Annotated in this window: 18 protein-coding genes and 1 pseudogene; 12 read left to right on the forward strand and 7 right to left on the reverse strand. The window is 70.0% G+C overall.

What is annotated here, in order from left to right; all coding sequences use genetic code 11:
• Nucleotides 1-199 precede the first annotated feature (199 nt).
• Both AC5P09_RS13380 and AC5P09_RS13385 read right to left on the reverse strand, forming a co-directional pair.
• Complete coding sequence (locus tag AC5P09_RS13380) at nucleotides 200-1,810, reverse strand: sodium/solute symporter (protein ID WP_493874084.1); 1,611 nt, start codon at nucleotides 1,808-1,810, stop codon at nucleotides 200-202.
• Nucleotides 1,807-2,289: a DUF485 domain-containing protein gene (locus AC5P09_RS13385; RefSeq protein WP_493874085.1), complete on the reverse strand. Its 483-nt coding sequence runs from the start codon at nucleotides 2,287-2,289 to the stop codon at nucleotides 1,807-1,809. The genes AC5P09_RS13380 and AC5P09_RS13385 overlap by 4 nt, the downstream gene beginning before the upstream one ends.
• 227 nt (nucleotides 2,290-2,516) lie before the next feature.
• On the opposite strand from AC5P09_RS13385, the gene AC5P09_RS13390 reads away from it, so the two are divergent.
• Entirely contained in the window at nucleotides 2,517-3,245 is a 729-nt protein-coding gene (locus tag AC5P09_RS13390; RefSeq protein ID WP_493874086.1) for an NAD(P)-dependent oxidoreductase, read from the forward strand.
• A gap of 17 nt (nucleotides 3,246-3,262) precedes the next feature.
• Here the strand turns inward: AC5P09_RS13390 and AC5P09_RS13395 are convergent, their stop codons facing one another.
• A complete protein-coding gene (locus tag AC5P09_RS13395; protein ID WP_493874087.1) occupies nucleotides 3,263-3,763 on the reverse strand; it encodes a GNAT family N-acetyltransferase in 501 nt (166 codons plus the stop codon).
• A gap of 108 nt (nucleotides 3,764-3,871) precedes the next feature.
• The gene (locus tag AC5P09_RS13400) at nucleotides 3,872-5,392 is read right to left on the reverse strand and encodes an MFS transporter (protein ID WP_493874088.1); all 1,521 of its coding nucleotides are present in this window, start codon (nucleotides 5,390-5,392) and stop codon (nucleotides 3,872-3,874) included.
• Nucleotides 5,393-5,862: 470 nt separating this feature from the next.
• Between AC5P09_RS13400 and AC5P09_RS13405 the strand changes: the two genes are divergently transcribed.
• The 3 genes from AC5P09_RS13405 (at nucleotide 5,863) to mfd (ending at nucleotide 13,088) form a co-directional block, all read left to right on the forward strand.
• Nucleotides 5,863-6,651 carry an ABC transporter ATP-binding protein gene (locus AC5P09_RS13405; protein ID WP_266438411.1) on the forward strand — a complete coding sequence of 263 codons (789 nt, stop codon included), beginning with the start codon at nucleotides 5,863-5,865 and terminating at the stop codon, nucleotides 6,649-6,651.
• Nucleotides 6,648-9,212: an ABC transporter permease gene (locus AC5P09_RS13410; RefSeq protein ID WP_493874089.1), complete on the forward strand. Its 2,565-nt coding sequence runs from the start codon at nucleotides 6,648-6,650 to the stop codon at nucleotides 9,210-9,212. Before AC5P09_RS13405 ends, AC5P09_RS13410 begins: the two co-directional genes overlap by 4 nt.
• 345 nt (nucleotides 9,213-9,557) lie before the next feature.
• Nucleotides 9,558-13,088: a transcription-repair coupling factor gene (gene mfd, locus AC5P09_RS13415; RefSeq protein WP_493874090.1), complete on the forward strand. Its 3,531-nt coding sequence runs from the start codon at nucleotides 9,558-9,560 to the stop codon at nucleotides 13,086-13,088.
• A gap of 80 nt (nucleotides 13,089-13,168) precedes the next feature.
• Here mfd and AC5P09_RS13420 read toward each other — a convergent pair whose 3' ends face one another.
• A complete protein-coding gene (locus tag AC5P09_RS13420) occupies nucleotides 13,169-13,762 on the reverse strand; it encodes a TetR/AcrR family transcriptional regulator (protein ID WP_493874091.1) in 594 nt (197 codons plus the stop codon).
• Between the two features lie 117 nt (nucleotides 13,763-13,879).
• Between AC5P09_RS13420 and AC5P09_RS13425 the strand changes: the two genes are divergently transcribed.
• The gene (locus AC5P09_RS13425) at nucleotides 13,880-14,785 is read left to right on the forward strand and encodes an SCO6745 family protein (RefSeq protein WP_493874092.1); all 906 of its coding nucleotides are present in this window, start codon (nucleotides 13,880-13,882) and stop codon (nucleotides 14,783-14,785) included.
• Nucleotides 14,786-14,949: 164 nt separating this feature from the next.
• Here AC5P09_RS13425 and AC5P09_RS13430 read toward each other — a convergent pair whose 3' ends face one another.
• Nucleotides 14,950-15,132, reverse strand: coding sequence for an Rv0909 family putative TA system antitoxin (locus AC5P09_RS13430; RefSeq protein ID WP_493874093.1), 183 nt, complete (start codon nucleotides 15,130-15,132; stop codon nucleotides 14,950-14,952).
• Between the two features lie 161 nt (nucleotides 15,133-15,293).
• Here AC5P09_RS13430 and AC5P09_RS13435 point away from each other — a divergent pair, with 161 nt between their 5' ends.
• Nucleotides 15,294-16,067, forward strand: a complete 774-nt coding sequence (locus AC5P09_RS13435) for an HNH endonuclease family protein (protein WP_493874094.1) — start codon at nucleotides 15,294-15,296, stop codon at nucleotides 16,065-16,067.
• Between the two features lie 165 nt (nucleotides 16,068-16,232).
• Here AC5P09_RS13435 and AC5P09_RS13440 read toward each other — a convergent pair whose 3' ends face one another.
• Nucleotides 16,233-17,660, reverse strand: coding sequence for an RICIN domain-containing protein (locus AC5P09_RS13440; RefSeq protein ID WP_493874095.1), 1,428 nt, complete (start codon nucleotides 17,658-17,660; stop codon nucleotides 16,233-16,235).
• A 333-nt stretch (nucleotides 17,661-17,993) separates the two neighbouring features.
• Between AC5P09_RS13440 and AC5P09_RS13445 the strand changes: the two genes are divergently transcribed.
• The 6 genes and pseudogenes from AC5P09_RS13445 to AC5P09_RS13470 all read left to right on the forward strand — a co-directional run bounded on the left by AC5P09_RS13445 (nucleotide 17,994) and on the right by AC5P09_RS13470 (nucleotide 26,411).
• Nucleotides 17,994-21,020, forward strand: a complete 3,027-nt coding sequence (locus tag AC5P09_RS13445) for an MGH1-like glycoside hydrolase domain-containing protein (RefSeq protein WP_493874096.1) — start codon at nucleotides 17,994-17,996, stop codon at nucleotides 21,018-21,020.
• A gap of 211 nt (nucleotides 21,021-21,231) precedes the next feature.
• A pseudogene (locus tag AC5P09_RS13450) lies at nucleotides 21,232-22,007 on the forward strand (restriction endonuclease subunit S domain-containing protein); the annotation flags it as partial.
• 151 nt (nucleotides 22,008-22,158) lie between these two features.
• A complete protein-coding gene (locus AC5P09_RS13455; RefSeq protein WP_493874097.1) occupies nucleotides 22,159-22,872 on the forward strand; it encodes a hypothetical protein in 714 nt (237 codons plus the stop codon).
• 38 nt (nucleotides 22,873-22,910) lie between these two features.
• Complete coding sequence (locus AC5P09_RS13460; protein ID WP_493874207.1) at nucleotides 22,911-24,404, forward strand: protein kinase domain-containing protein; 1,494 nt, start codon at nucleotides 22,911-22,913, stop codon at nucleotides 24,402-24,404.
• A 228-nt stretch (nucleotides 24,405-24,632) separates the two neighbouring features.
• Nucleotides 24,633-25,277, forward strand: coding sequence for a SurA N-terminal domain-containing protein (locus AC5P09_RS13465; protein WP_493874098.1), 645 nt, complete (start codon nucleotides 24,633-24,635; stop codon nucleotides 25,275-25,277).
• A gap of 90 nt (nucleotides 25,278-25,367) precedes the next feature.
• The gene (locus AC5P09_RS13470) at nucleotides 25,368-26,411 is read left to right on the forward strand and encodes a nucleoside triphosphate pyrophosphohydrolase (RefSeq protein ID WP_493874099.1); all 1,044 of its coding nucleotides are present in this window, start codon (nucleotides 25,368-25,370) and stop codon (nucleotides 26,409-26,411) included.
• Nucleotides 26,412-26,441: the final 30 nt, after the last annotated feature.

Raw genomic sequence — 26,441 nt, forward strand, 5'->3', positions numbered from 1 at the left:
CGGATCCGCCGGATCCGCCGGATCCGGCGGTACCGGGCCGCCGTGCAGCCGGGCCCGTGTCAGGGGGCGCCCGACCGTGAACGGGCGCCTGTGTGTCGAGGGGCGCCCGGCCTTGAACGGCGCCCATCGACAGCGCGCCCGGCCTTGAACGGCGCCCATCGACAGCGCGCCCGGCCTTGAACGGCGCCCCTCGACGGCGTCAGCCGCCCTTCCGCACCGCCCCCGCCAGGATCCAGCCCTCCACCGCCTCGTACTGCCGCCGCTGCTCCTCCGACTTCCGCTTTCCCGAGGCCACCGTGCCCAGCCACCCGAAGAGGAATCCCGCCGGGATCGACACCAGGCCCGTCGTCGTGAACGGGAACCAGTTGAAGTCGGCCTCGGGGAAGGCGGAGAAGGGGGAGCCGGAGACCAGGTTCGTGCCCGGCATCAGCAGCACCACGACCAGCGAGCCGCCGATCAGTGTGCAGAGCAGGCCGGTTCGGGTGTAGCGGCGCCAGAAGAGGCTGTAGACGAGGGCGGGCGCGATGGCGGAGGCGCCCAGGCAGAAGGACAGGGTCACCAGGGGTTGCAGGCTGCGGTGCTGGACCAGCGTGGCCAGCACGATCGCCGGAACCCCGACCGCCAGCGCCGACACCCGCGCCAGCATCATCTCGCGGCGCTCGGACATCTCGTGCACACGGGCCGCGAACACGTCGTGGGCAAGGGAGTTGGCGCAGGCGAGGATCATGCCGGCGACGGAGGCGAGCAGGGTGAGGAAGAGCGCCGTGGTCACGGTCGTGAACAGCAGCGTCTCCGCCGTGGAGACGTCGGCACCGAAGGCCGCCCGGGAGGCCAGCAGATACGCCGTGTTGCCCTGCGGGTCCTCCTGCGCGATCACCGCCCGGCCGATCAACGCCGTCGCGCCGAACCCGACGACCGTGATGACCAGCACGAACAGCACCACCGACGACACCGCCCAGGACATCGACCGGCGGACCTGACGGGCACTGGAGGCGGTGTACATGCGCATGGTGACGTGCGGCAGACACGCCCCGCCGAGGACCACGGCCAGCTGGGAGCTGATCATGTCGAGGCGGGGATGCGGACTGCCCGCGAACTCCAGCCCCGACTGCAGAAAGGCGGACCCCACGCCACTCTTCTCCGCCGCCGTGTCGAACAGCGCGCCCGGATCCCAGTCGAACCTGTTCATGATCAGTACGGCGACCACCGCGCCCGACCCGAGCAGCATCACGATCTTCATGATCTGGATGAGGGCCGTGCCCTTCATGCCGCCGATCGCCGCGTAGCTGATCATCATCGCGCCCAGTCCGATGATGCAGCCGGTCTTCAGCGAATCGCCGGAGAACCCGAGGATGAACGCCAGCAACTGCCCCGTCCCGGCCAACTGCACCAGCATCAGCGGCAGCAGCGCGGCGATCGTCACCACGCACGCGGCCATCCGCACACCGCGCCCCGGCATCCGCCGCGCCAGCGCGTCCCCCATCGTGAACCGACCCGCGTTGCGCAGGGGTTCGGCCAGCAGGAACATCAGCAGCATCAGCGACAGCGCCGTACTGAGCGCGAGGACGACACCGTCGTACCCGTACAGAGCGATCACGCCACCCGTGCCGAGCACGGTCGCGGCGGATATGTAGTCCCCCGCGATCGCGAGGCCGTTGCGCATGGGGGACAGGGAGCTGTAGCCGGTGTAGAACTCGTCGAGGTCGTCCCGGTCGGGCCCGGTCATCACGCACAGCAGCAGCGTGATGGTGGCGACCGTCGAGAACGCCACCAAGGACATCGCCTGCGCGGAATCACTGAATCCCGTCATCGCCCCGCCTCCTCCTCCCGCTTGGCGTTCAGCTCGGACTCCCTGCGGATACGGTCCGCGATCGGATCGACGTAACGCCGGGCCGTGTGCTCGTACAACGCGATCGCCAGCCAGGTGACCGGCAGTTGGATCATCGCGAGCAGCAGGCCCGTGGGCATTCCGTCGGCGACCGTGCTCGACATGAACCCCGGGGCGAACGCGGACAGGATCAGAAAGAGCGTGAAGTACCCGAGCGCGGTGAGCGTGGCCGTCCGCCGCTGCCAGCGGTAGGCGCTGCGCAGGATCCGCAGGTCGCTGTGGTGACCGAGGGCGGGGCGGTGCTGCGGGCGCTGTCTGGGGGGTTCGGGCGGGGCGGCGGGTTGCCAGGGGTAGGTGGAGTAGGGCGGTGAGGAGTCGTGCGGCTGGTGCGGCTGGTTCTGATACGGCTGATACGGGGGGTACTGCTGATGCGGGTACGACGGTGACGGGTCGTAGGACATCCCGGTGCTCCTTGCGCGGCTCAGGAGTTGGGGGTGGGCGAGCGGAGCCACGCACGCTACTCGGAGGTAGGCGTGTGCGCGAGGGTTTCACCAAACTGATTGGTCGGTACGCGCTTACTCCGCTGACCAGGGGTGTTACCCGCATTAACTCCGATTTTTGAGGGGCGTGTCACACTCACGGCCGCCCGGCTCCTCTGGTTGGCAGGACCTCAGGAGGAGACAGCGCAATGGAGATTGTCGTTTTCGGAGCGAACGGGCCGACGGGTCGGCTGGTCGTCGAGCGGGCGGGGGCGGAGGGGCACGCGGTCACCGCCGTCACACGCCACCCGGAGGCCTTTCCGGTGCGGGGCCCGCGACTGCGGGTGGTCGAGGCCGATGTGCACGACCCCGTCGCGGTCGAGCGTGCGGTGGCCGGGCAGGACGCCGTGATCTCGGCGCTCGGCGTTCCGTACAGCAAGAACCCGGTGACCGTGTACTCCGCCGGCGCCACCCACATCACCCAGGCCATGACCAAGCACGGCGTACGACGCTTCGTCGCCGTGACCTCCACCGTCCTCTTCGGCACGTCTGCGCCCGGCGAGAACCTCCTGTTCCGCAAGGTGCTGGAGCCGGCCGTCATGCGGTTCATGGGCCGCACGGTCTACGACGACATGCGCCGCATGGAGGCCGTCGTCCGCGACACCGACCTCGACTGGACGATCCTCCGCCCCGGCGGCCTCTTCGACACGGACACGGTCAGCGACTACGGGGTCGGCACGTCGCGCCTGCCCGGCCGGTACACAGCGCGGACCGATCTCGCGCATGAGCTGGTACGGCAGGTTGTCGACGCCGGTCATGTGCGCGCCTTCGTTCGCGCCTTCGTCGACGTACGCACGACTGAGAACACGCCGACGTTCCTTCAACTCATCCGGAAGGAGGCAGCCGGCGACAAGGGGGCGGCGCGTGTACGTGACTGACGGCTGGTGTGGCCCTGTCAGTGGCCGAGGTGTGAGAGGGACGCGAGCCGGTAGGCGATGCCGGGGCGGCCGCCCACCGTGATCTCGCCCTCGGCGGAGAAGCCGCTGCGTTCCAGGACGGTCCTGGAGGCCAGGTTGTCGAGCGTGGTGACCGCCGTGAGGGAGGTCAACCCGTACCTCGTCGCGGCCAGCCGGCATACGGCCCCCACCGCCGCCGTGGCCCCGCCCCGCCCCGCCGCGGATTCGCCCACCCGATAGCCCAGTTCGGCCGAGCCGTCCGCCGTCACATCCACGAGGTTCACCCGGCCGATCAGTTCGCCCTCCTCGTCCAGCACCACGTGGAAATGGCAGACACCCGCGTCCTGTTCGGCGAGCAACGCCTTGTGGCGGACGGCGAATTCGGCGAAGTACGCGTCGCCGCGATCCGATATGGAGCGGACGAAATACGCGCGGTTCGCGCGCTCGAAGGCGAGGAGTGCGTCCGCGTGGTCGGGGCGCAGTCGTTCCAGCTTCACCATGCGGTGCAGGGTATGCGGGGGGCGGCTGTCGAGCACCTGAATAAACGTGAGCCGACTGCGTGAGCCGACCACGCCGCAAGGACCTGCAAGACACCCGCAGGACACCCGTCATTGCTCCGTCAGCACCGGAAAGCGCCGAGGCGCGAGCACCAGCAGCACCACGAACGCGATCGCCGCCGCACCCGCCGCCCCGAGATACACCGCATGCACCGCGTCCGCGATCGCGTGCCGGGTGGCCTCGGGCGCGGGGCCGGCGTCCAGGGCCCGGGTCACGGAGTCCAGGTCGCTCGCGCCGCCGAGCCGTGCGGCCAGTACGCCGTTGGCGACCGCGCCGAAGAGGGCCGCGCCGATGGTCTGGCCGGTCTGGCGGCAGAAGAGCACCGAGGCCGTCGCCGTGCCGCGCTCCGCCCAGCCCACCGTGGACTGGACGCCGACGATCAGCGGGAGTTGGAACAACCCCAGCGCGCCGCCCAACAGCAGCATCAGCAGCGTCGGTTGCCACGCCTCACCCGGATACGGCAGGAAAGGGAACGCCAACAGGATCAGCGTCGCCGTGCCGATGCCGAGCATCGCGGTGTTGCGGAAGCCGATGCGCCGGTAGACGTGCTGGCTCAGCGCTGCCGACACCGGCCAGCTGAGCGTCCATACGGAGAGTACGAATCCGGCGGCCACCGGCCCCAGGCCGAGGACCGACTGGGCGTACGTCGGCAGGAAGACGGCCGGGGCGACCATCAGCAGCCCCAGTGCGCCGAGGGCCAGGTTCACCGCGGCGATCGTACGGCGACGCCACACCCATCCGGGGATGATCGGCTCGGCCGCCCTGCGCTCCACCAGCACCACGACCGCCACGAGCACGAGTCCCGTACCGAACAGGGCCATCGAGGGTGCCGACAGCCATGGCCAGGCCACCCCGCCCTGCACCAGCGCGGTGAGCAGGACGCCGCCGCACGCGAACACCGCGAGCGCGCCGGCCCAGTCGACACGCGCGCGCGTGGCGGTCTTTCCCTCCTCCTCAGGTCGTACGTCCCGCTGCGGCTCGTGGAGGTGGCGGACGATCAGCCACAGGGCGACTGCGCCGATCGGCAGGTTGACCAGGAAGATCCAGCGCCAGTCCGCGTACGCCGCCAGGACGCCGCCCACGCCGGGTCCCGCGACCGCGGACACCGCCCAGACCGTGGACAGCTTGGCCTGGATCTTGGGGCGGTCCTTGAGGGGGTAGAGGTCGGCGGCGAGGGTCTGGACCGTGCCCTGCAACGCGCCTCCGCCCAGGCCCTGTACGACCCGGAAGGCGATCAGCGCGCCCATGTTCCAGGCCAGGGCGCAGAGCAGGGAGCCGAGGAGGAACAGGACCGCGCCCGCTATCAGTACCGGTTTGCGGCCGAAGGTGTCGGAGAGCTTGCCGTAGACGGGGAGAGTGACGGTGACGGCGAGCAGATAGCCGGAGAACAGCCAGGAGAAGACCGAGAAGCCGCCGAGGTCGCCGACGATCTGCGGTACGGCGGTGGAGACGATGGTGGAGTCGAGGGCCGCCAGCGCCATCGCGAGCATCAGGGCGGCGACCACGGCACCGCGCCGGTCGGGAGTGGTGCGCTGCGCTGCCTGCTGTATCGCGGGTTGCGTGTCGCCCACGCGAAGTCCTTTCCCCGTGCACCTATCTGCCGTCGGACAGCTTCCCATCCGACGTGTGCATCGCGGGAGGCCTTGACCCTGACGCCGCGGGAGGGTGGAGGCTGAGTGGGCCGAGAGGTGGAGCGAACCCCGAGAGCGGCTCCACCCGGCGGTGGACTGCCCCTAGGGGTACCTCCGTACTACGGCTGGGGGAGGGTTCGTACCGCCGGAGGACGAGACGGCACCGGGATGGTCCTTAACCTGGCTTTATGCCGCTGGGGACGGTCGGGGGGCGGTTCACCGCACGTCCGGGGGTGGGGTTTTCCCCAGCACAAGACGGGGCCCGGCACCAGCGCGCCGGACCCTCTCCGGGCGCCAGACTCATCGGCGTACCACTTCGACGCACCAAGGCGAACGGCTCATCCGCTGAGCAGCTGCTGAGCATCCGCTGGACAACAGATTCACCTGCTTACCGACATAGGAGACATACCGTGACATCGGCTGTGACCATCACCAGGCACGGGGGCACTGGCGGGCGTACGGCCGTTGCCGCGCGAGCGCGGCAGGTCGTGAAGGCGTACGGGTCAGGGGAGACCCGTGTCGTCGCGCTCGACCATGTCGACGTGGACATCGCCCGCGGCCAGTTCACCGCGATCATGGGCCCTTCGGGGTCCGGCAAGTCCACCTTGATGCACTGCCTCGCCGGGCTCGACACCGTGACGTCCGGGCAGATCTACCTGGACGACACCGAGATCACCGGGCTGAAGGACAAGAAGCTCACGCAGCTGCGCCGGGACCGGATCGGGTTCATCTTCCAGGCGTTCAACCTGCTGCCGACGCTGAACGCCCTGGAGAACATCACGCTGCCCATGGACATCGCCGGGCGCAAGCCCGATAAGGCGTGGCTGGGGCGGGTCATCGACACCGTCGGGCTCTCCGACCGGCTCAAGCACCGGCCCACCCAGCTCTCCGGCGGACAGCAGCAGCGCGTCGCCGTGGCCCGTGCCCTGGCCGCCCGGCCCGAGATCATCTTCGGTGACGAGCCGACCGGAAACCTCGACTCGCGCGCGGGTGCCGAAGTACTGGGCTTCCTGCGGCAGTCGGTGGACGAGCTGGGCCAGACCATCGTGATCGTCACGCACGACCCGGTGGCCGCCTCGTACGCGGACCGCGTGCTGTACCTCGCCGACGGCCGGATCGTCGACGAGATGTACAAGCCGACCGCCGAGGCCGTCCTGGACCGCATGAAGGACTTCGACGCCCGGGGGCGTACGTCATGACTGTCCTGAAGACCTCGATGCGCAACTTCTTCGCGCACAAGGGACGCATGGCCCTGTCGGCCGTCGCGGTCCTGCTGTCGGTGGCGTTCGTGTGCGGCACGCTCGTGTTCACGGACACCATGAACACGACGTTCGACAAGTTGTTCGCGACGACCGCTTCCGATGTCACCGTCTCCCCGAAGGAGGCCAAGAGCGACGACACGCCGCAGAACGGCAAGCCCGAGTCACTGCCCGCCTCCCTGCTGGAGCAGGTGAAGCAGGCGGAGGGCGTCAAGGCGGCCGAGGGCGTGGTCGGTTCGTCGGCCGTGACCGTCGTCAACAGCGAGAACAAGAACATGGGCTCCACCAGCGGCGCCCCGACGATCGCCGGCAACTGGACGAAGAACGACCTGCGGTCGATGGAGATCACCTCCGGGCACGCCCCGCGCGGGCCGACCGAGCTGACGGTCGACGCCGACACCGCCGACAAGCACGACCTCAAGCTCGGCGACGAACTGCGCACCATCTCCGTCGCCGGTGACTTCACGGCGAAGATCGTCGGCATCGCCACCTTCAAGGTGACCAACCCCGGCGCCTCGATCGTCTTCTTCGACACCGCGACCGCACAGCGCGAACTCCTCGGCGCCACCGGCCGGTTCACGCAGTTCAACGTCACGGCCGCGGCCGGCGTCAGTGACACGCAGCTCAAGCAGAACGTCGCTCAGGCGCTGGACGGCACGTTCAAGCTGCAGACGGCCAAGGAGAACGCCGACGAGAACCGCAAGGACGTCGGCGAGTTCATGAACGTCATCAAGTACGCCATGCTCGGCTTCGCCGGGATCGCGTTCCTGGTGGGCATCTTCCTGATCATCAACACCTTCTCGATGCTGGTCGCCCAGCGCACCCGCGAGATCGGCCTGATGCGGGCCATCGGCTCGTCCCGCAAGCAGGTCAACCGGTCCGTGCTGGTTGAGGCGACACTGCTCGGCATCGTGGGCTCCATCCTGGGCGTCGGGGCCGGCGTCGGCATCGCGATCGGCCTGATGAAGCTCATGTCGGCGGCCGGCATGAATCTCTCCACCGACGACCTGACCATCAAGGCGACCACCCCGGTCGCCGGTGTCCTGCTGGGCGTCGTGGTCACCGTCCTCGCCGCCTACCTCCCGGCCCGCCGCGCCGGAAAGGTCTCCCCGATGGCCGCACTGCGCGACGCCGGTACGCCGGCCGACGGCAGGGCCGGGCTGGTGCGCGGCCTGATCGGGCTGGTTCTGACGGGTGCGGGCGTGTTCGCCCTCTACGCGGCCGGCACCGCCGACAAGGCGAGCGACGGTTCGCTGATGCTGGGCGCGGGCGTGGTGCTGTCGTTGATCGGCTTCGTCATCATCGGTCCGCTGCTGGCCGGCGGGGTCGTCCGGGTGATCAGTACGGTGCTGCTGCGGCCCTTCGGCCCGGTGGGACGCATGGCCGAACGCAACGCCCTGCGCAACCCGCGCCGTACGGGAGCCACGGGCGCCGCGCTGATGATCGGCCTGGCCCTGGTGGCCTGCCTTTCGGTGGTCGGCTCCTCGATGGTCGCCTCGGCGACGAGCGAGCTCGACAAGTCGGTCGGCGCGGACTTCATCGTCCAGGGCAACCAGCGGATCGTCCCGCAGGCCGAGAAGGCGATGGAGCAGAGCCCCGGCCTGGCCCACGTCACCAGCTACAAGGAACTCGAGGCCACGCTGACCTCGCCCGACGGCAAGACCGACGCCTCCGGCGTCACCGCCGCGGACCCCTCGTACGCCGAGGACCTGCGCCGCGTGACCACGGCGGGCACTCTGACGGCCGCCTACGGCAAGGACGCCATGTCGGTCGGCTCGGACTACGCCAAGGCGCATGGCGTGAAGGTCGGCGACACCGTCAACGTCGCCTTCAAGGGCGGCGAGACGGCGAAGCTGAAGGTCGCGGCCATCACGAGCGACGACAGCGCCCTCGACCAGGGTGCGCGCTACATCAGCATCGAGACGATGCGGAAGTACGTCCCGGCCGACCAGATCCCGCCGAACACGATCATGTTCGCCAAGGCGAAGGAAGGCCAGACGGAGCAGGCGTACGCGGCGCTGAAGAAGTCGCTGGACAACTACCCGCAGTACCAGGTCCGCGACCAGACCGACTACAAGCAGGAACTGAAGGACCAGATCGGCCAGCTCCTGAACATGGTCTACGGCCTGCTCGCCCTGGCGATCATCGTGGCGGTCCTGGGTGTGGTGAACACCCTGGCCCTGTCGGTCGTCGAGCGGACCCGCGAGATCGGCCTGATGCGGGCGATCGGCCTCTCGCGGCGCCAACTGCGGCGGATGATCCGCATGGAGTCGGTGGTGATCGCGCTCTTCGGTGCGCTGCTGGGCCTGGGGCTCGGGATGGGCTGGGGCGCCACCGCCCAGAAGCTGCTCGCCCTGGAGGGCCTCAACGTCCTCGAGATCCCCTGGGCGACGATCATCGGCGTCTTCATCGGCTCGGCCTTCGTGGGCCTGTTCGCGGCGCTGATCCCGGCGTTCCGGGCGGGGCGGATGAACGTACTGAACGCGATCGCGACCGAGTAGCCACCGCGGACGGGGGATGCCCGGCGCCGAGAAGTCAGGGGGACTTCTCGGCGCCGGGTTCGTTGCTGTCTGCCGAGGTTCACTTTCCGGCGGACCGAGTCGGGCGAGGCCCACCCTTCGACCCACCGATTCGGGTGGTGGGTGGGCATAGGCCCGGGGGTCCAGTGGGCGGAGCCCCCTGGTACGCCCACACCGACGCCGAGCACCAGGCGACGCACGTTATCCACAGGGCGTTATCCACAGCTCCCGCACCCGCCCGCGCAGCGACGTACGCTGGAGACCCCCCGGCCGGTCCCCGCGTCGGGCCCTTCGCGATGCCCGCCCTCAGACGAAAGCCGCCCCCGAATGAGCCTGCACGGTCTGCTCGACGCCGTAGTCAAGGACCCCGCCCTCGCGGAAGCGATCACCGCGGCCGCAGACGGCAACCGCATGCACGTCGACCTGGTCGGCCCGCCCGCCGCCCGCCCCCTCGCGGTCGCCGCGCTCGCCCGCGAGGCAGGCCGCCCCGTGCTGGCGGTGACGGCGACCGGACGCGAGGCGGAGGACCTGGCCGCGGCCCTGCGCTCGCTGCTCCCGCCCGAGGGCGTCGTGGAGTACCCGTCCTGGGAGACCCTCCCGCACGAGCGCCTGAGCCCCCGGAGCGACACCGTGGGCCGCCGCCTCGCCGTCCTGCGGCGCCTCGCCCACCCCCGCCCCGACGACCCCGAGACCGGCCCGGTCTCCGTGGTCGTAGCGCCCGTACGATCCGTGCTCCAACCGCAGGTCAAGGGCCTCGGCGACCTGGAGCCGGTGGCGCTGAGGACCGGGCAGACCGCCGACCTGAACGAGGTCGTGGAGGCCCTCGCCGCCGCCGCGTACGCGCGCGTGGAGCTCGTCGAGAAGCGCGGCGAGTTCGCCGTACGAGGCGGCATCCTCGACGTGTTCCCGCCCACCGAGGAACACCCCCTGCGCATCGAGTTCTGGGGCGACGACGTCGAGGAGATCCGCTACTTCAAGGTCGCCGACCAGCGCTCCCTCGAAGTCGCGGAGCACGGCCTGTGGGCGCCGCCCTGCCGTGAACTTCTGTTGACGGAAGACGTCCGCACGCGTGCGCGTGCCCTCGCCGAGCAGCACCCGGAGCTGGGTGAGCTGCTCGGAAAGATCGCCGAGGGGATCGCCGTAGAGGGAATGGAGTCCCTGGCACCGGTCCTGGTCGACGACATGGAACTGCTGCTGGACGTCCTGCCCAAGGGCTCCATGGCCGTCGTCTGCGATCCGGAGCGGGTACGCACGCGTGCCTCCGACCTCGTGGCGACCTCGCAGGAGTTCCTGCAGGCGTCCTGGGCGGCCACCGCGGGCGGCGGCGAGGCGCCCATCGACGTCGGCGCGGCCTCCCTGTGGGCCATCGCGGACGTCCGGGACCGCGCGCGCGAGCTGGACATGATGTGGTGGTCGGTGTCGCCGTTCGCGGCCGACGAGGAGCTCGATGCCGACACCCTGAAGCTCGGCATGCACGCGCCCGAGACGTACCGCGGCGACACGGCGAAGGCGCTCGCCGACACCAAGGGCTGGCTCGCCGACGGCTGGCGCGCGGTGTACGTGACCGAGGCCCACGGCCCGGCGGCCCGTACCGTCGAGGTGCTCGGCGGGGAGGGCATCGCGGCCCGTCTGGACGCGGATCTCGCCACGCTGAACCCCTCCGTCGTGCACGTGGCGTGCGGCTCGATCGACTACGGCTTCGTCGACCCGGGGCTGAAGCTCGCCGTCCTGACGGAGACCGACCTCACGGGGCAGAAGGCGGCCGGCAAGGACGGCGTCCGGTTGCCCGCCCGCCGCCGCAAGACCATCGACCCGCTCACCCTGGAGATGGGCGACTACATCGTCCACGAGCAGCACGGCGTGGGTCGCTACATCGAGATGGTCCAGCGGACCGTACAGGGCGCGACCCGCGAGTACCTGGTGGTGGAGTACGCCCCCGCCAAGCGCGGCCAGCCCGGCGACCGTCTCTACATCCCCACCGACCAGCTGGAACAGATCACCAAGTACGTCGGCGGCGAGGCCCCCACCCTGCACCGCCTGGGCGGCGCCGACTGGACGAAGACCAAGGCGCGCGCCAAGAAGGCGGTCAAGGAGATCGCCGCCGACCTGATCAGGCTGTACAGCGCGCGGATGGCCGCCCCCGGGTACGCCTTCGCCCCGGACACCCCCTGGCAGCGCGAGCTGGAGGACGCCTTCCCGTACGCGGAGACGCCCGACCAGCTCACCACCATCGCCGAGGTCAAGGAGGACATGGAGAAGACGGTCCCGATGGACCGCCTGGTCTGCGGCGACGTCGGCTACGGCAAGACCGAGATCGCGGTCCGCGCCGCCTTCAAGGCCGTCCAGGACGGCAAGCAGGTCGCCGTGCTCGTCCCCACCACCCTGCTGGTGCAGCAGCACTTCGGGACGTTCGGCGAGCGCTACTCGCAGTTCCCGGTGAACGTCCGCGCCCTGTCGCGCTTCCAGACCGACACCGAGGCGAAGGCGGTCCTGGAGGGCCTGCGCGACGGCTCGGTGGATGTCGTCATCGGCACCCACCGCCTGTTCTCCGCCGAGACCAAGTTCAAGGACCTGGGCCTGGTCATCGTCGACGAGGAGCAGCGCTTCGGTGTCGAGCACAAGGAGCAGCTGAAGAAGCTGCGCGCGAACGTCGACGTCCTGACGATGTCCGCGACCCCCATCCCACGCACCCTGGAGATGGCGGTCACCGGCATCCGCGAGATGTCGACGATCACCACACCCCCCGAGGAGCGCCACCCGGTGCTCACGTTCGTCGGCCCCTACGAGGAGCGGCAGATCGGCGCGGCCATCCGCCGCGAACTGCTGCGCGAGGGCCAGGTCTTCTACATCCACAACCGCGTCGAGTCGATCGACAGGGCGGCGGCCCGTCTCAGGGAGATCGTCCCCGAGGCCCGCATCGCGATCGCCCACGGCCAGATGTCGGAGCAGGCCCTGGAGCAGGTGGTCGTCGACTTCTGGGAGAAGAAGTTCGACGTCCTGGTGTCGACCACGATCGTCGAGTCCGGCATCGACATCTCCAACGCCAACACCCTGATCGTGGAGCGCGGCGACAACTTCGGCCTCTCGCAGCTTCACCAACTGCGCGGCCGGGTGGGCCGAGGCCGCGAGCGCGGCTACGCCTACTTCCTCTACCCGCCGGAGAAGCCCCTCACGGAGACCGCCCACGAGCGTCTGGCGACCATCGCCCAGCACACCGAGATGGGCGCGGGCATGTACGTCGCGATGAAGGACCTGGAGATCCGCGGCGCCGGAAACCTCCTCGGCGGCGAACAGTCCGGCCACATCGCGGGCGTCGGCTTCGACCTGTACGTCCGCATGGTCGGCGAGGCCGTCGCGGACTACCGCGCCTCCATGGAGGGCGGCGTCGAGGAGGAGGCACCTCTCGAGGTCAAGATCGAGCTGCCGGTCGACGCGCACGTCCCGCACGACTACGCCCCCGGCGAGCGCCTGCGCCTCCAGGCGTACCGGGCGATCGCCTCGGTCAACACCGAGGACGACATCAAGGCCGTACGCGAGGAACTCGTCGACCGCTACGGCAAGTTGCCGGAGCCGGTGGAGAACCTGCTGCTGGTGGCCGGGCTGCGCATGCTCGCGCGCGCGTGCGGCGTCGGCGAGGTCGTCCTCCAGGGCAACAACATCCGCTTCGCCCCGGTGGAGTTGAGGGAGTCCCAGGAGCTGCGCCTCAAGCGGCTGTACCCGGGGACCGTCATCAAGCCGGCGGCGCATCAGGTGCTGGTGCCGCGGCCGAAGACCGCGAAGGTGGGCGGGAAGCCGCTGATCGGGCGGGAGTTGCTGGGCTGGGTCGGGGAGTTCCTGACGTCGATTCTGGGGTCGTAGGGTCTGGGGTCCTGGCAACGGGGGAGTAGGGGCTTTCGGTCGGGGCTTTCAGTCTCGGCGGCGGCCCCTTGGAGCGGGCCTCAGGCGGAACGGAACAGCGTGGTCGCCAGCGTCCGGAACACCTCCTCGGGGTCCCCGTCGCCGACCGCGCCGTCCAGGTTGTGGCCGAGGAGCAGCGTGGCGAAGCCGTGGGCCAGGGACCAGGCGGCGACGCCGGCGAGGCGGGAGTCGACGCCGAAGTCCTCGGCGCGCACGGCGGAGACCGCTACGCGCAGGGCGTCGGCGGCGAGGGCACGGCCCGTGGTCAGCTCGAGGTCGTCGCCGCGCAGTAGCTCGGGCGTGAACATCACCTGGAAGTGCGCGGGGTGCTCGCGCGCGAAGCGTACGTAGCGAACGCCCGCGTCCTTGAGGTCCGAGGCCTCGTTGAGCGCGGCCGCGAGCAGCCCGAAGCCCTCGGCCGCGATCGCCGTGAGCAGTCCGGTGCGGTCCTTGAAGTGGTGGGCGGGCGCCGCGTGCGAGACGCCGGCGCGGCGGGCGAGGTCGCGCAGGCTCAGTGCGGAGGGGCCGTCGGCGGCGATGACGTCCAGCGCGGCGCTGAGGATGGCGCGGCGCAGGTCGCCGTGGTGGTACCGGCGGGGGGCGTCGTCTGTCTTCTTCGGTTCGGTGGGGCTCATGGGCAGCAGCGTACGCTCGATCTAGGCATTGACAAGTTCGGACGGGTCGGGCAATCTTGTCAGTGTCAAGTTGTGCTGATGCGAGTGCTGGTGCGGGATGCGTCGAGGAGGTAGGTCATGGGGGAGTGCGGCGGCGGGATCGACGGGACGGTCGATGAGGCTGTGGAGCTCGCGCGCGTGCGTCAGCTCTGGCAGCTGCTGGAGCCGCTGCACGCGGTGCTGTACTACGCGCCGGAGGTCTTCGCGGAGGCCGCGGCACTGGGCTATGACACCGGGGAGCGCTGGCCGACCTACTTCCCGTACCGCGCGGCCCCGTTGGGCCCGGTGGGTGCCGAGCGGGTGACGTCCGCCTTCTACAGCTTCAGCCCGCGCATGGTCGCCGAGTACGTCGAATCGGCGTGGTCGGTCGCGAGCCCCGAGGTGATGCTGGAGGCGCGGCTGCGAGGGGTTGACGGGGCGTACCGCGCGATCTTCGGCGACCGGACGGACAGTGCCGAACTGGCGGAGGCCGCGGCCTTGGCCCGGCGCGCGGCCGAGGCGGCGAACACCGCGGGCCGTCCTCTCGCCGCGGCCAACGCCGCACTGGAGTGGCCCAAGACCCCTCACCTCCAGCTGTGGCACGCGGCGACGATCCTGCGCGAGCACCGCGGCGACGGACACATAGCAGCCCTGCTCGTCGCAGGCCTCGACCCGGTCGAGTCGCTCGTCTCCTTCGCCGCGATAGGCGCCGCGAGCGTCGAACGCTTCGAGAGCCGCGGCTGGAGTGCCGCGGAGTGGGCGGCCGCACGGGAGCGGCTGTCCGCCCGCGGTCTGGTCGACGAGGACGGTACGGCCACGGAGGCGGGCCGTGCGCTGCGACGCCGCGTCGAACAGGACACCGACCGACTCGCCGCCGCTCCCTGGCAGTTCCTCGGACGGGACGGCGCCGACCGCCTGGTCGACCTGCTCGGTGACTTCTGGGTCGCGGTGCTGTCGTCCGGACTGCTGCCTTCGGAGACGACGTTGGGGATCGGGAAGGTGTGAGTCGGGTGTGAGTCGGGCTCGCCGGCCCGCCGTGCGGTGAAAAACAGGAAGCCGCCCGCGGGAGGTGGGTCTCCGCGGACGGCCCCTGTTTCACCTGGTGGTTCAGGGAGCCCGGCCGGGACGCTGTGCCCGGCGGGCCCCATGACCTCCGTGAGTCTCCGGCCTTACGGCTGTTCGGGCCTGTCGCGATCCATACCGAGCTGGCCTTCCATCCGCTGTTGAGCGTCGTCGACCTGGCTCTCGTACTTGTTGCCCGTCTTCTCGTTGGCTTTCCGTTCCGCGGCGTCGGACATGTCCTTGCTCTTGCGGCCCTTCGCCTGGTTCTTGAATCTGTCGAGGATGCCCATCCAGAGCTCCTTCCGGAGGTGACTCGCAATCGACCATACGCCCGACTCGCGAGCAATGCCCATTTAGGACCCATATGGTCTGGACCTCTCGGCCGCTACGGTGAGACCGGCAACCCGCCGAGCAGGGGCGGAAACCGGGTAGGCAAGGGGAGGGGCGCACCATGAGGCGTCTGAAGGGCGGAGCGACAGCCGCCGTCAGGACCGGTATCGCGGTGTTCGCCGCCATGGCACTCGCCACCGGGTGCGAAGCCCTCGAAGAGGGTGGCACTGCGACGGACAGCGGTGCCCCGGCACCGGACGGTCGTGCCGTCAGTCCCTTGAAGAACCCGGACGGCACCAAGCCGGGCCTCGCACCCGTGACGAGCGAGACCGACGAGGCGGCGGCCCGCAAGCTCATCGAGACCCTGCGGACGAAGGGACGCGGACCCAAGACGGGCTACGACAGGGACGAGTTCGGCTACGCGTGGATGGACACGGCCGACGGAGTCCCGCTGGCCCGCAACGGCTGCGACACCCGCAACGACCTCCTGCAGCGCGACGGCCAGGGCCTGCGCTTCCGCTCCGGCTCCGACTGCGTGGTCATCGCCATGACCCTGCACGACCCGTACACCGGTACAACCATCGAGTGGCGCAAGCAGAAGGCCACCGAGGTGCAGATAGACCACGTCGTCCCACTGTCCTACAGCTGGCAGATGGGCGCCGCACGCTGGTCGGAGGACAAGCGCGAGCAACTGGCCAACGACCCGCTCAACCTGATCCCGGCCGAGGGCCGCGCCAACTCGTCCAAGGGTGACTCCGGACCCGCCTCCTGGCTCCCGCCCAACAAGCAGATCCGCTGCGCCTACGCGGTCCGTTTCACCCAGGTCGCCCTCAAGTACGAACTGGCGGTGACCGCGCCCGACCGGCAGATGATGCTGGAGCAGTGCGAGGAATGAGGAGAGGGCGAGGGCCAGCGGGCCGGGGAGACAGGACGGGGTGAGGGCGGGCCGCCCGAGCCTCGGCTCCGGCGGCCCGCCTCTACTACCGGCCCGTTCCTACTGCCGGCCCGGTCCGGCACCTTGCCGGGGACCTCCGCCGCCCGTGGGGCAGGGCACCGGTGTTCAGGCCCCGCGCTTGAACTGCTGGTTGGTGCCGGTGCCGCAGGTCCACTGGATGAGCTTGGCGTTGTCGGCGGTGGACTTGTCCGACACGTCGAGGCACTTGCCGCTGAGACGTGAGACGAGGCGGACCCAGCCGTCACCGGCGTCCTGGAGCTGCCACTGCTGGTTGGTGCCGGTACCGCAGGTCCACTGGATGACCGGGTTGCCGTTGGCGGTGGAGTTGTTGGCCACGTCCAGGCACTTGCCGCTGTGCCGGGCGGCCAACTGGACGTATCCGCTGCCCATGTCCTTGAACCACCAGGACTGGTTCATGCCGCCGTTGCAGGTGTACTGGGTGATCTGGGTGCCGTCGTCCAGGGACCTGCTGGGCACGTCGAGGCATTTGTTGCTGTGGCGCGCGGTGACCGTCTCCCAGGGCCCGCCGACGCCGTCGACCTTCCCGGCCGCGGTGTCGATGCTGATCTGCGCGAACCAGTCCATGGTCATCGTGGTGTCGGTGGGGAACTCGAGCGGCAGCCAGACGTATGTCGAGGCGTTGACGTTCTGGCCGAAGGAGTTGCCCCAGCGGTCGCCCATGTAGAGGTACTCGGTGCCCGCGCTGCCCTGCACGGGCAGGACGAACGTGGTCTGGGAGCCGTAGCCGGTGGAGTCCCCGACGTTCTGCAGGTCGCTCCAGGTGCCGGTGATGCTGGAGGCGGTCGCGTACATCTGCTGGTTGGGCCGCCAGCCGGTGGCGCCGGAGGTCAGCAGGAAGTAGACGCCGTTGCGCTTGAACAGCGCCGGGGCCTCACGCAGTTGGCCGGCCCAGAGCAGCTGCACACGGGTCTCGACGGTGAGGTAGTCGGGGCTGAGACGGTAGATGTGCAGGTCGCGGTTCTCGCGGGCGGCCGAGATCATGTAGCCGGTGCCGTCGTCGTCCGTGTAGACGGTGATGTCGCGGGACATGTGGCCCAGCGGGCGGAAACTGCCCTGCCAGGTGTAGTCGCCGTCGACGGTGTCGGAGACGGCGACGGCGGCGCGGGCCTGGGTGTAGTCGGTGGCCAGTTCCTTGTGCATCCACATGACGAACTTGCCGGTGGACGCGTTGTACATGACCTTGGGGCGCTCGATGTTGGCCGAGGCGAGCTCCGGATCGGTGGCCTGGGTCAGGACATGGCGCCGGAACTCCCAGGTCTTCAGATCGGTCGAGCGGTAGGCGGACACATACCGGAAGGAGTTGTCCTCGTTGCGGTTCTCACCGAACCAGTAGTAGGAGGAGCCAACCTTGATCACGCCACCGCCGTGCGCGTGCACCACGGCTCCGGTGGGGTCGGTGAACTGGGTTCCGTTGGAGATCGTGACGGTCGCCGCGTGCGCGGTGCCGGTCAAAAGGGCCTGGGGGACGAGGCTGAGGAGCACGGCGAGTACGAGTAGCCAGGCACGGCGCATCGAGGGTCTTTCCCTTTCACTCGGCTGCCCCGGCGATCCGCGAAGGGAATCAAGGCAGACCACAACCGAACAAAATTCGGCTGAATCGAACGCTGCCGCACATCAGACTGCCTGCTACGGAAGTGCGTCAAGAGTTCCGACACAGATCGGTGCGCAGGCGGGGGCGATGTCGGGCGGTGGCGCGCCGGTCCGGTTCTGCGGTGAGGCGCCGGCCCGGTTCTGTCCGACCTCTTGACTTCAATTCGGGCGTGTCATTACCGTCGCGCAGTATTTCGAACATTGTTCGACATGTCGGACGAATCGAATGTGGCGTGTGCGACGGAGGACACCCCTATGCACGACCGATCCCCCAGACGTGGCAGACCCCTGGCGGCTGCCCTGTCCAGCTCGATCCTGGCCGTGGCCCTGCTGGCCGGAGGGCCCGGGGCGGGTACCGCTCAGGCGGCCGACGACCCCAACGCGGTCGCACTCGACAAGGACGCGATCCTCGCTGCCAACCAGCTCGACGAGCCGCAGTGGTACAAGGACAACATCCCGTTCCTGGACACCCCCGACAACACCATCGACGAGGTCTACTACTACCGCTGGAGCACCTACAAGCGCGCGCTCCGCTACACCGTGCCGGGCACCGGGTACGTGTCGACCGAGTACGACGTGCCGATCGGCTACGCCGGGAACCCGTACACCGCGCTCCCGGACGCCACCGGCTACCACCTCCTGGACGGGCGCTGGCTGCACAACCGCGACTACGCCGGTGACTACCTGGACTTCTGGCTGCGCGGGGCGGGCAACTCGGGCGCGCGGAACTTCAGCGAGTGGATCACCAGCGCCGCGTACCAGCGCTTCCTGGTCACCGGTGACGCCACCGAGATCAAGGCCGAACTCCCGCAACTCATCGCGCTGTACAAGAGGTGGGACTCGAACTCCACCAACGACATCACGGTGAACGGCACGGCCTCCACCAGCGACCTGTACCACCAGACCCCGCTGTCCGACGCCACGGAGTACACCGAGACGTCGATGCACAGCAGCAACTGGTTCAGCGGCGGCCCCGGTTACCGGCCCACGATCAACGCGTACATGTTCGGCGCCGCCCAGGCGATCAGCAAGATCGCCACCATGACCGGGGACACGGCGACCGCGACCGAGTACGGCGACAAGGCCGCCTCGCTCAAAGCCGGGGTGCAGAACTCGCTCTGGGACCCGCAGCGCCAGTTCTTCATGCAGGTCTACAACACCCACAGCACCAACGACACCCTCAAGCAGACCAGGACGACCTGGCGTGAGGCGATGGGCTTCGCCCCCTGGGCGTTCAACCTGCCCGACGCGCAGTACTCCTCGGCGTGGAAGTACCTGACGGATCCGAAGCGGTTCGGGGCGGCCTTCGGGCCCACGACGCTGGAGCGGGTGCACGACTTCGAGGCCGAGCAGGCGGCCGTCACGCACGCGAACACCCACGACTCGTCGACGGCCTCCAACGGCAAGTACGTCGGACAGATCGACTTCGCCGACAGCGAGGTCACCTTCACCGTGGACGCGCCCGGCGACGGTACGTACCCGGTGACGGTCCACTACGCCAACGGCACCTCCAGCACCTCGACCCACCAGGTCGTCGTGAATGGCGACACCGCCAACCCGGTCACCGTCAGCTACGCCCCCACCGGCAGCTGGGGCCAGTTCTCGGAGTCGAAGTCCGTCACCGCGCAGGTCCCGATGAAGGCCGGCGCCAACACGCTGAAGTTCACCAAGGGAACGGGCTTCGCGGAGCTCGACCGGATCGCCGCGAACCCCTACTTCAACTACCAGGCGATCCCCGCCGAGCAGAAGCGCGACGACGCCAACTGCTGCCACTGGAACGGCCCGAGCTGGCCGTTCCAGACGAGCCAGATCCTGACCGGCATGGCGAACCTGCTCCAGGACTACCCGGCGCAGAGCTACGTCACCAAGCAGGACTACGCGACCATGCTGACCCAGTTCGCCGGCCTCCAGCACAAGGACGGCAAGCCCTATGTCGCCGAGGCCGCCAACGGTGACACGGGAGACTGGATCTACGACGGCTTCAACTTCAGCGAGCACTACAACCACTCCAGCTTCAACGACCTGGTGCTCTCCGGTCTGCTGGGCATCAAGCCCCAGGCGGGCAACACGCTCGTACTGAAGCCGCTGATCCCGTCCGGCTGGGACTACTTCGCGGCGGAGAACGTGCCCTACCACGGGCACACCCTCTCGATCCGCTGGGACCGGGACGGCACGCACTACGGCAAGGGCACCGGCCTGCAGGTCTTCCAGGACGGCGTACGCATCCACCAGTCCTCGACGGTCGGCAACACCACCGTGAACGTGGCCGCCCCCGTCACCCCGGCGCAGCCCCCGCGGATGATGAACGTGGCCGCCAACCCGCTGACCGCCGAGCAGGACTGGCTCGGCCGCACGGTCACGCAGCCCTACCCGAAGGCCTTCGCCTCCTACACCAACACCGTCTCCAACGGTCCGCACTGCCACAGCGGCCAGACCTGCAAGCCCACCACCTTCGACGCCCCGCTGCGGGCCACCGACGGCTGGATCCGCTACGACAAGATCCCCGACAACCGGTGGACCAACTCCGGCTCCCCGAACGCCACCGACCACCTCGGAGTCGACTTCGGTGCGCCACGCAAGATCAACGAGGTCAAGTTCTACACCTACGACGACGGCGCGAACATCCGCGTCCCGGCGAGCTACACCGTCCAGTACCTGAACAACGGCGTGTGGACGTCCGTACCCGGCCAGGTCAAGAGCCCGGCGACCCCGAGGGCGAACAACTCCAACGAGGTGACCTTCCCGACGATCACGACCGCCCAGTTCCGGGTCGTCCTCACCCCGCAGGCAGGCAAGTTCGTGGGCATCACCGAGCTGGAGTCCTGGTACCCGGAGACACCGGCGGTGCGGATCGTCAACAAGAACAGCGGCCTGGAACTCGGCATCGCCGGTTCCTCGATCGCCGCCGGAGGCGCTGTCCAGCAGCAGACGGCCAACACCACGGCCAACCACCGATGGACGATCGCCCCCGCCGAGAACGGCTACTACAAGATCTTCAACACCAACAGCGGCCAGGTCCTCGGCATCAAGGACGCCTCCAAGACGGCCGGTGCCACCGCGCTGCAGTGGGGCGACACCCTCACCGCCGACCACTTGTGGTCCGTGGTGGACGCAGGTAACGGCTACTGCAAGCTCGTCAACAAGAACAGCGGCATGGTCCTGGGCATCGACGGGATGTCCACATCATCCGGGGCCGCGGCCCTGCAGTGGGACGACACCGGCACCGCCGACCATCTGTGGCGGCTCGTCACCGACGACGGCACCACACCGTTCAATTCCTAGCCGGTCCTAGCCGGTCCTAGCCGGTCCTGGCCGGCGGACGAGCACCCCTGAGCCGGGCCTCGGGATTCCGAGGCCCGGCTCCTTTGCCTGCGACGAAAGCACCGGCGCCCAGCCCGGCGAACGGGTCCTTCGGCGTGCTCGGCGCACTCGGGGTTGTTCGACGAACCCGGCGTGCTCGGCTCGCTCGACCGAGCCGACCTGTTCGGACAAGGCCGGCCGTCTCGACGAACGGCGCGGGCTGGCCCGTTCCGTGCCCGTCATCGAACTCCTCGACGACGACGTCGACTTCGCCCCGGCCCGCCACCTCCGCCCGCGACGGCGGCGGACGGCGCCGAGGCGCTCACCGCGGTGCGCGAGCGCCTCGGCGAGACCCTGCGCCTGACCAGTGAGCTCACGCCGTCCCCCGCGGCCGGCGCGCAGCCCGCGCGCTGGCCGCTCACCACCGTCGGCGAACTCGCGCGCGGGGGCGCGCTGGTGCTGCGTACCGGCGGAACCGGCGGCCACGCGCGCGTGCCCGTCCTCACCGACCACGACGTCCTCGCCGGAAACGCCCCCTCGGGGACGCTTCCCGAGAGTGACGAGGAGGCCGTGCTCATGCAGGCGGGGGATGGAGTGGTGCCGGTGGTCGGCGGCGGCTCGGTGACGCGCGTGATCGACGACGCCACAGCGGGCGCCGCCCTGGGGCGCAACCTCGTGCTCCTGCGCCGCGATCCCACGGCGCTCGACCCGTGGTTCCTCGCCGGCTTCCTGCGCGGCACCGCCAACAACCGCCAGGCCAGCAGTTACGCGTCCACCGCCACCCGCCTCGATGTGCGCCGCCTCCAGCTCCCCCGGCTGCCGCTCGACGAACAGCTGCGCTACGGCGCGCGCTTCCGCGCCCTCGACGACTTCGAGCGGGCACTCAGGCAGGCGGGCCGGCTCGGGGAGCAGCTCGTGCGTGGGATGTACGACGGCCTGACGGACGGAACGGTCGCGGCCGGCCAGTGATCAACCAGTGATCAACCGGCGATCAGTACGACAACGGTTCGGCACAACTCGGGACCGCTTGTCCGTTGTCGGCCTATACGCTCGGACTTCCACACCGCACCACCCCCGTCCGCCCGTTCGTCACGTCGGCAACACCGGTCCAGGAGCAGTCATGTACGGCAACAGCGCGGTGCCGCCGCCGTCCCGCAGCGCGGCCACCGTCATCACTCTGCGCGTGCTGTTCGCCGCCTGCGGCCTCCTGTCGTGCGGCATGCTTTCCTGCGTTCCGCTGTTCCGGGTCGCCGTCCTGCGCGGTCGCTGGTTCGACTGGGTGGTGGCCTGGGTGAGCCTGCCGGCGTCCATCGCCTGCCTCGCCGTGGTCGGCTCACTGCCGGAGTCCGACAACCGCACGGACATCGCCCTGGCCCTCGTCCTGCTGATCGGCGCGGCGGCCACCGTGTACTTCCTGGTGACGGACATTCGTGTGCACGCCGCCGCACGCTGGCCCTCCGGCTACGCACCGCTCGGCACGCCGACCGTCGGCGGGAGCTACGGCCAGACCCGCCCGGCGGGACCATACGGGGCCATGCCCGTACCGCCCGCCCCGCCCCAGCAGCCCCTGCCCCACCAATCCTCGATCCCACAGTCCTCGTTCCAGCAACCCTTGCTCCGGCAGCCCCCGGGAACCGGGATACCGGGCTCCCAGACCCCGCCGCCCACCGGCCCTGCAGTCCCCGCCCCGCCGCCCCATCGCCCCGCGCCCGCCCGTATCGACCAGGTGCGCGCCGAGCTCGACGAGCTCAGTGACTACCTGCGCCGCCAGGACGGCCACCACGACGGCCACCACGACGGCCACCACGACGGCAATCACGAGGGCGGAAGGTGAGCGTGACGACGGGACGTGTCGTCGCCGGCCGGTATGAACTGTCCACGCTCATCGGGCAGGGCGGCATGGGCCAGGTCTGGACGGCCTACGACCAGCGGCTCGACCGGCGCGTGGCGGTGAAGCTGCTGCGCCCAGACAAGGTGGCCGGCCAGGAGGCGGACGAGCTGCGCCGCCGCTTCGTGCGTGAGTGCCGGGTGACCGCGCAGGTCGACCACCCCGGCCTGGTCACGGTCCACGACGCGGGTAGCGAGGGCGAGGAGCTGTTCCTCGTCATGCAGTACGTCGACGGCGCCGACCTCTCCGACCACCTCGCGGAGCACGACCCGTACCCGTGGCAGTGGGCGGTCGCGGTCGCCGCGCAACTGTGCGCCGTGCTGAGCGCCGTGCACGCCGTGCCGATCGTCCACCGCGACCTCAAGCCGCGCAACGTGATGGTGAAGCAGGACGGCACGGTCACCGTCCTCGACCTCGGCGTCGCGTCCGTGATGGACGCCGACACCACCCGCCTCACCCACACCGGCACCCCCATCGGCTCGCCCGCCTACATGGCCCCCGAGCAGGCGATGGGCGGCGCGGTCGGCCCGTACACCGACCTGTACGCGCTCGGCGTACTCCTGCACGAGCTCCTCAGCGGAGACGTCCCGTTCGCGGGCTCGACGGCCCTCGGTGTGCTGCACCGCCACCTGTACGAGCCTCCGCTGCCCGTGCGCCGGATCCGCGCCGAAGTCCCGGAGCCCCTCGAAGCGCTCGTCCTGCGCCTGCTCGCCAAGGACCCGCAGCACCGCCCGGCCTCCGCGCAGGACGTGTACGAGGAACTGGCGCTGCTCCTGCCCGCGCGCGGGATGCCCACCGGGGCGCCCCTCGACCCCACCCGCCCCTTCCTGCGCCCGCACGCCCCCTGGCCGGACCGCGCCCGCACGCCCGCGCCCCAGCCAGCCCCCGCCGCGGCCGTGCCGCCCGCCGCCGAGAAGCCGGACGTCGCCCGGGCCGTCGACGAGGTCAAGCGTCTCCTCGGAGAGGGCCGCATCACCCAGGCCGTCGACATCCTCGGCGCGATCCTGCCGGCCGCGGCCGAACAGCACGGCGAGCGTTCCCCGGTCGTGCGCACCCTGCGCAAGCAGTACGCGGCCACCCTCATGGACGACGGCCAGTACCGGCGCGCGCTGCCCGAACTGCGCCGCCTCGCCGACGAACGCGCCGCCGAGGCCGGCCAGGCCGACCCCCAGTCGCTCCGCTACCGCTACGAGGCCGCCCAGTGCCTGGAGCAGCTCGGCGAACCGGCGGCGGCGCTCGCCGAGTACCGCGCGCTGCTGCCGTACTACGAGAACCAGTACGTGGCCGGCGACCCGGAACTCGCCCACGACGTCCGCCGCCGCATCGGCCACCTCCTCCTCGCCCTGGGCGACCGCGCCGCCGCCCACGACACGCTGGTACGGCTGCTGCACGACGCGGAGCGCCTGCACGGCCCCGGCCACCCCTTCGCGGCGGAGATCCGCCGGACACTCCAGTGGCTGGGGCAGGTGCGGGGTTAGTCGCGGGGTTAGTCGCGGGGTTAGTCGCGGGGTTAGGTGCACGCCCGCAGGGAGGCGAAGGCCTTGCGCGCCAAGACGTACCGCAGCCGCCGTGGCCGGTGAGGCGCGGCGGTGCCAGAAGTACTGCTGAATCGTTGGTCGAATGGGTTGGCCAGAGCTTGCGCACTGCCTACCATCGATCACCGCAAGACTTTGTGCACCGCCGCACAATCTCCTCGGGAGGCTTCCTTGCACCGCCGTCGTCGCACCGCGCTCCTCCTCTCCGCCGCGATTGCCGCGGCCCCCCTCATCACCGCCTGCGGAAACGACGCGCATCCCGGCGCGGCGGCCGTCGTCGGCGGCCAGCGGATCACCGTCTCCCAGCTGGAAACCCGGGTGAACGAGGTGCGCGCGGCACAGCGGGCGGCGGTACCGGACGACGCGCAGTACGAGCAGGCGATCGCCAAGACCGGCACGCTCTCCCGCGACACCCTGCACAACATGGTCCTGGAGCGGGTGCTGCAGCGCGCCGCCCAGGACGCGGGCGTGAGTGTCAGCCGCAAGGAGATCCAGCAGATGCGCAGCGGCCTCGAGGAGCAGACCGGCGGCTCCAAGGCCCTGGAGGCCGCCTGGCTGCAGCAGTACGGCATCGCCCCCGAGCGCCTCGACGAGAACCTCCGCCTCCAGCTGGAGGCCCAGAAGCTCGCCACCAGCCTCGGCACCAACACCGGCGACCCCGCCTTCTGGAACGTCCTGGCCGAGGCCTCCAAGAAACTGAACGTCGACCTCAACCCGCGCTACGGCACCTGGGACGTGGACAAGAGCAGCCGCGTCGACACGAAGACGCCGTGGGTGCGGGAGGTCACGGCGACGGAGACGCAGCAGACGGCCTGACCGCACCGCGGGGTTGTTCATACGATCACACCGAGCCCCCCGCCCTGTGGACAACTTGATCGCTTCGTCGGCGGCGTGCGTTAGCTTCGAATGGTGAACGCAACCAGCCCCGAAGCCGCCACCGCTCCCGAGCCCGCCACCGGCCGCATCGTCCTCCTCACCACCAGCCACCGCGTCGCCCCCGGCCTGCTGTCCTGGCCCGCCTGGCAGGCACTGCACGCCGCCGACCGGGTGCTCTGCGCGGACGGCGCGCACCCGCAGCTGCCGTATCTCCGCGAGGCGGGCATAACGGTCGACGAGGCGTCCCCGACCGCCGAGGAACTGGTCGACGCGTGCGCCGGCGGACGGACGGTCGTCGTGGTCGCCACCGGCGAGGGCGAGCCGGCCCTCACGGACGGCCTGGCACGCCTCGCGGGCTCCGGCCGCGTCCACATGCCCGACCTGGAGCTGCTCCCGGCCTCCTACGACCTGCCGGGCGCCCGCCTCCTCGACCTCGTCCAGGTCATGGACCGCATCCGCGCCGAGTGCCCGTGGTCGTCCCAGCAGACCCACAAGGGCCTGGCGAAGTACGGCATCGAGGAGGCGTACGAACTAGTCGAGGCCATCGAGGAGGGCGACCGCGACGAACTCCGCGAGGAGCTGGGTGACGTCCTGCTCCAGGTGGTCTTCCACGCCCGCATCGCCGAGGAGGACTCCGAGGCCCCCTTCTCCATCGACGACGTCGCCGGCGGCATCGTCACCAAGCTCATCCACCGCCACCCGCACGTCTTCGGGGACGAGACCGCCACAACCCCCGAAGAGGTCAAGGAGCACTGGCTGCGCACGAAGGCGATAGAGAAGCAGCGCGAGTCGGTGACGGACGGCGTCCCCCTCGGCCAGCCGGGCCTCGCCCTGGCGGCGAAGCTGGCGTCGAGAGTGCGGACGGCCGGCCTGGACGTGCCGTTGCCCACGGCCGAGGGCGTCGGCTACGACCTGCTCGCACTGGCGGTACGGGCCGAGGCGGAGGGCGTGGATCCGGAGGCGGCCCTACGAGCGGCGGCGCGGACGTACCGGGACGCGATCAGACAGACGGAGACGGAGACGCAGCCGGAGACGCAGCCGGAGACGCAAGGGGAGGGGGAGCGAGAGGAGTAGAGAGGCAGTAGAGAGAGGCGTACCGCACAG

This window comes from Streptomyces sp. a15 (assembly GCF_059026085.1).

Excerpts from the sequence above, each read along its gene's own strand:
- AC5P09_RS13385 (WP_493874085.1), bottom strand. The coding sequence starts at position 2,289 with ATGTCCTACGACCCGTCACCGTCGTACCCGCATCAGCAGTACCCCCCG.
- AC5P09_RS13435 (WP_493874094.1), top strand. The coding sequence starts at position 15,294 with ATGAGGCGTCTGAAGGGCGGAGCGACAGCCGCCGTCAGGACCGGTATC.
- AC5P09_RS13420 (WP_493874091.1), bottom strand. The coding sequence starts at position 13,762 with ATGAGCCCCACCGAACCGAAGAAGACAGACGACGCCCCCCGCCGGTAC.
- AC5P09_RS13380 (WP_493874084.1), bottom strand. The coding sequence starts at position 1,810 with ATGACGGGATTCAGTGATTCCGCGCAGGCGATGTCCTTGGTGGCGTTC.
- mfd (WP_493874090.1), top strand. The coding sequence starts at position 9,558 with ATGAGCCTGCACGGTCTGCTCGACGCCGTAGTCAAGGACCCCGCCCTC.
- AC5P09_RS13440 (WP_493874095.1), bottom strand. The coding sequence starts at position 17,660 with ATGCGCCGTGCCTGGCTACTCGTACTCGCCGTGCTCCTCAGCCTCGTC.
- AC5P09_RS13445 (WP_493874096.1), top strand. The coding sequence starts at position 17,994 with ATGCACGACCGATCCCCCAGACGTGGCAGACCCCTGGCGGCTGCCCTG.
- AC5P09_RS13410 (WP_493874089.1), top strand. The coding sequence starts at position 6,648 with ATGACTGTCCTGAAGACCTCGATGCGCAACTTCTTCGCGCACAAGGGA.
- AC5P09_RS13425 (WP_493874092.1), top strand. The coding sequence starts at position 13,880 with ATGGGGGAGTGCGGCGGCGGGATCGACGGGACGGTCGATGAGGCTGTG.
- AC5P09_RS13455 (WP_493874097.1), top strand. The coding sequence starts at position 22,159 with ATGTACGGCAACAGCGCGGTGCCGCCGCCGTCCCGCAGCGCGGCCACC.
- AC5P09_RS13395 (WP_493874087.1), bottom strand. The coding sequence starts at position 3,763 with ATGGTGAAGCTGGAACGACTGCGCCCCGACCACGCGGACGCACTCCTC.
- AC5P09_RS13390 (WP_493874086.1), top strand. The coding sequence starts at position 2,517 with ATGGAGATTGTCGTTTTCGGAGCGAACGGGCCGACGGGTCGGCTGGTC.
- AC5P09_RS13430 (WP_493874093.1), bottom strand. The coding sequence starts at position 15,132 with ATGGGCATCCTCGACAGATTCAAGAACCAGGCGAAGGGCCGCAAGAGC.
- AC5P09_RS13470 (WP_493874099.1), top strand. The coding sequence starts at position 25,368 with ATGGTGAACGCAACCAGCCCCGAAGCCGCCACCGCTCCCGAGCCCGCC.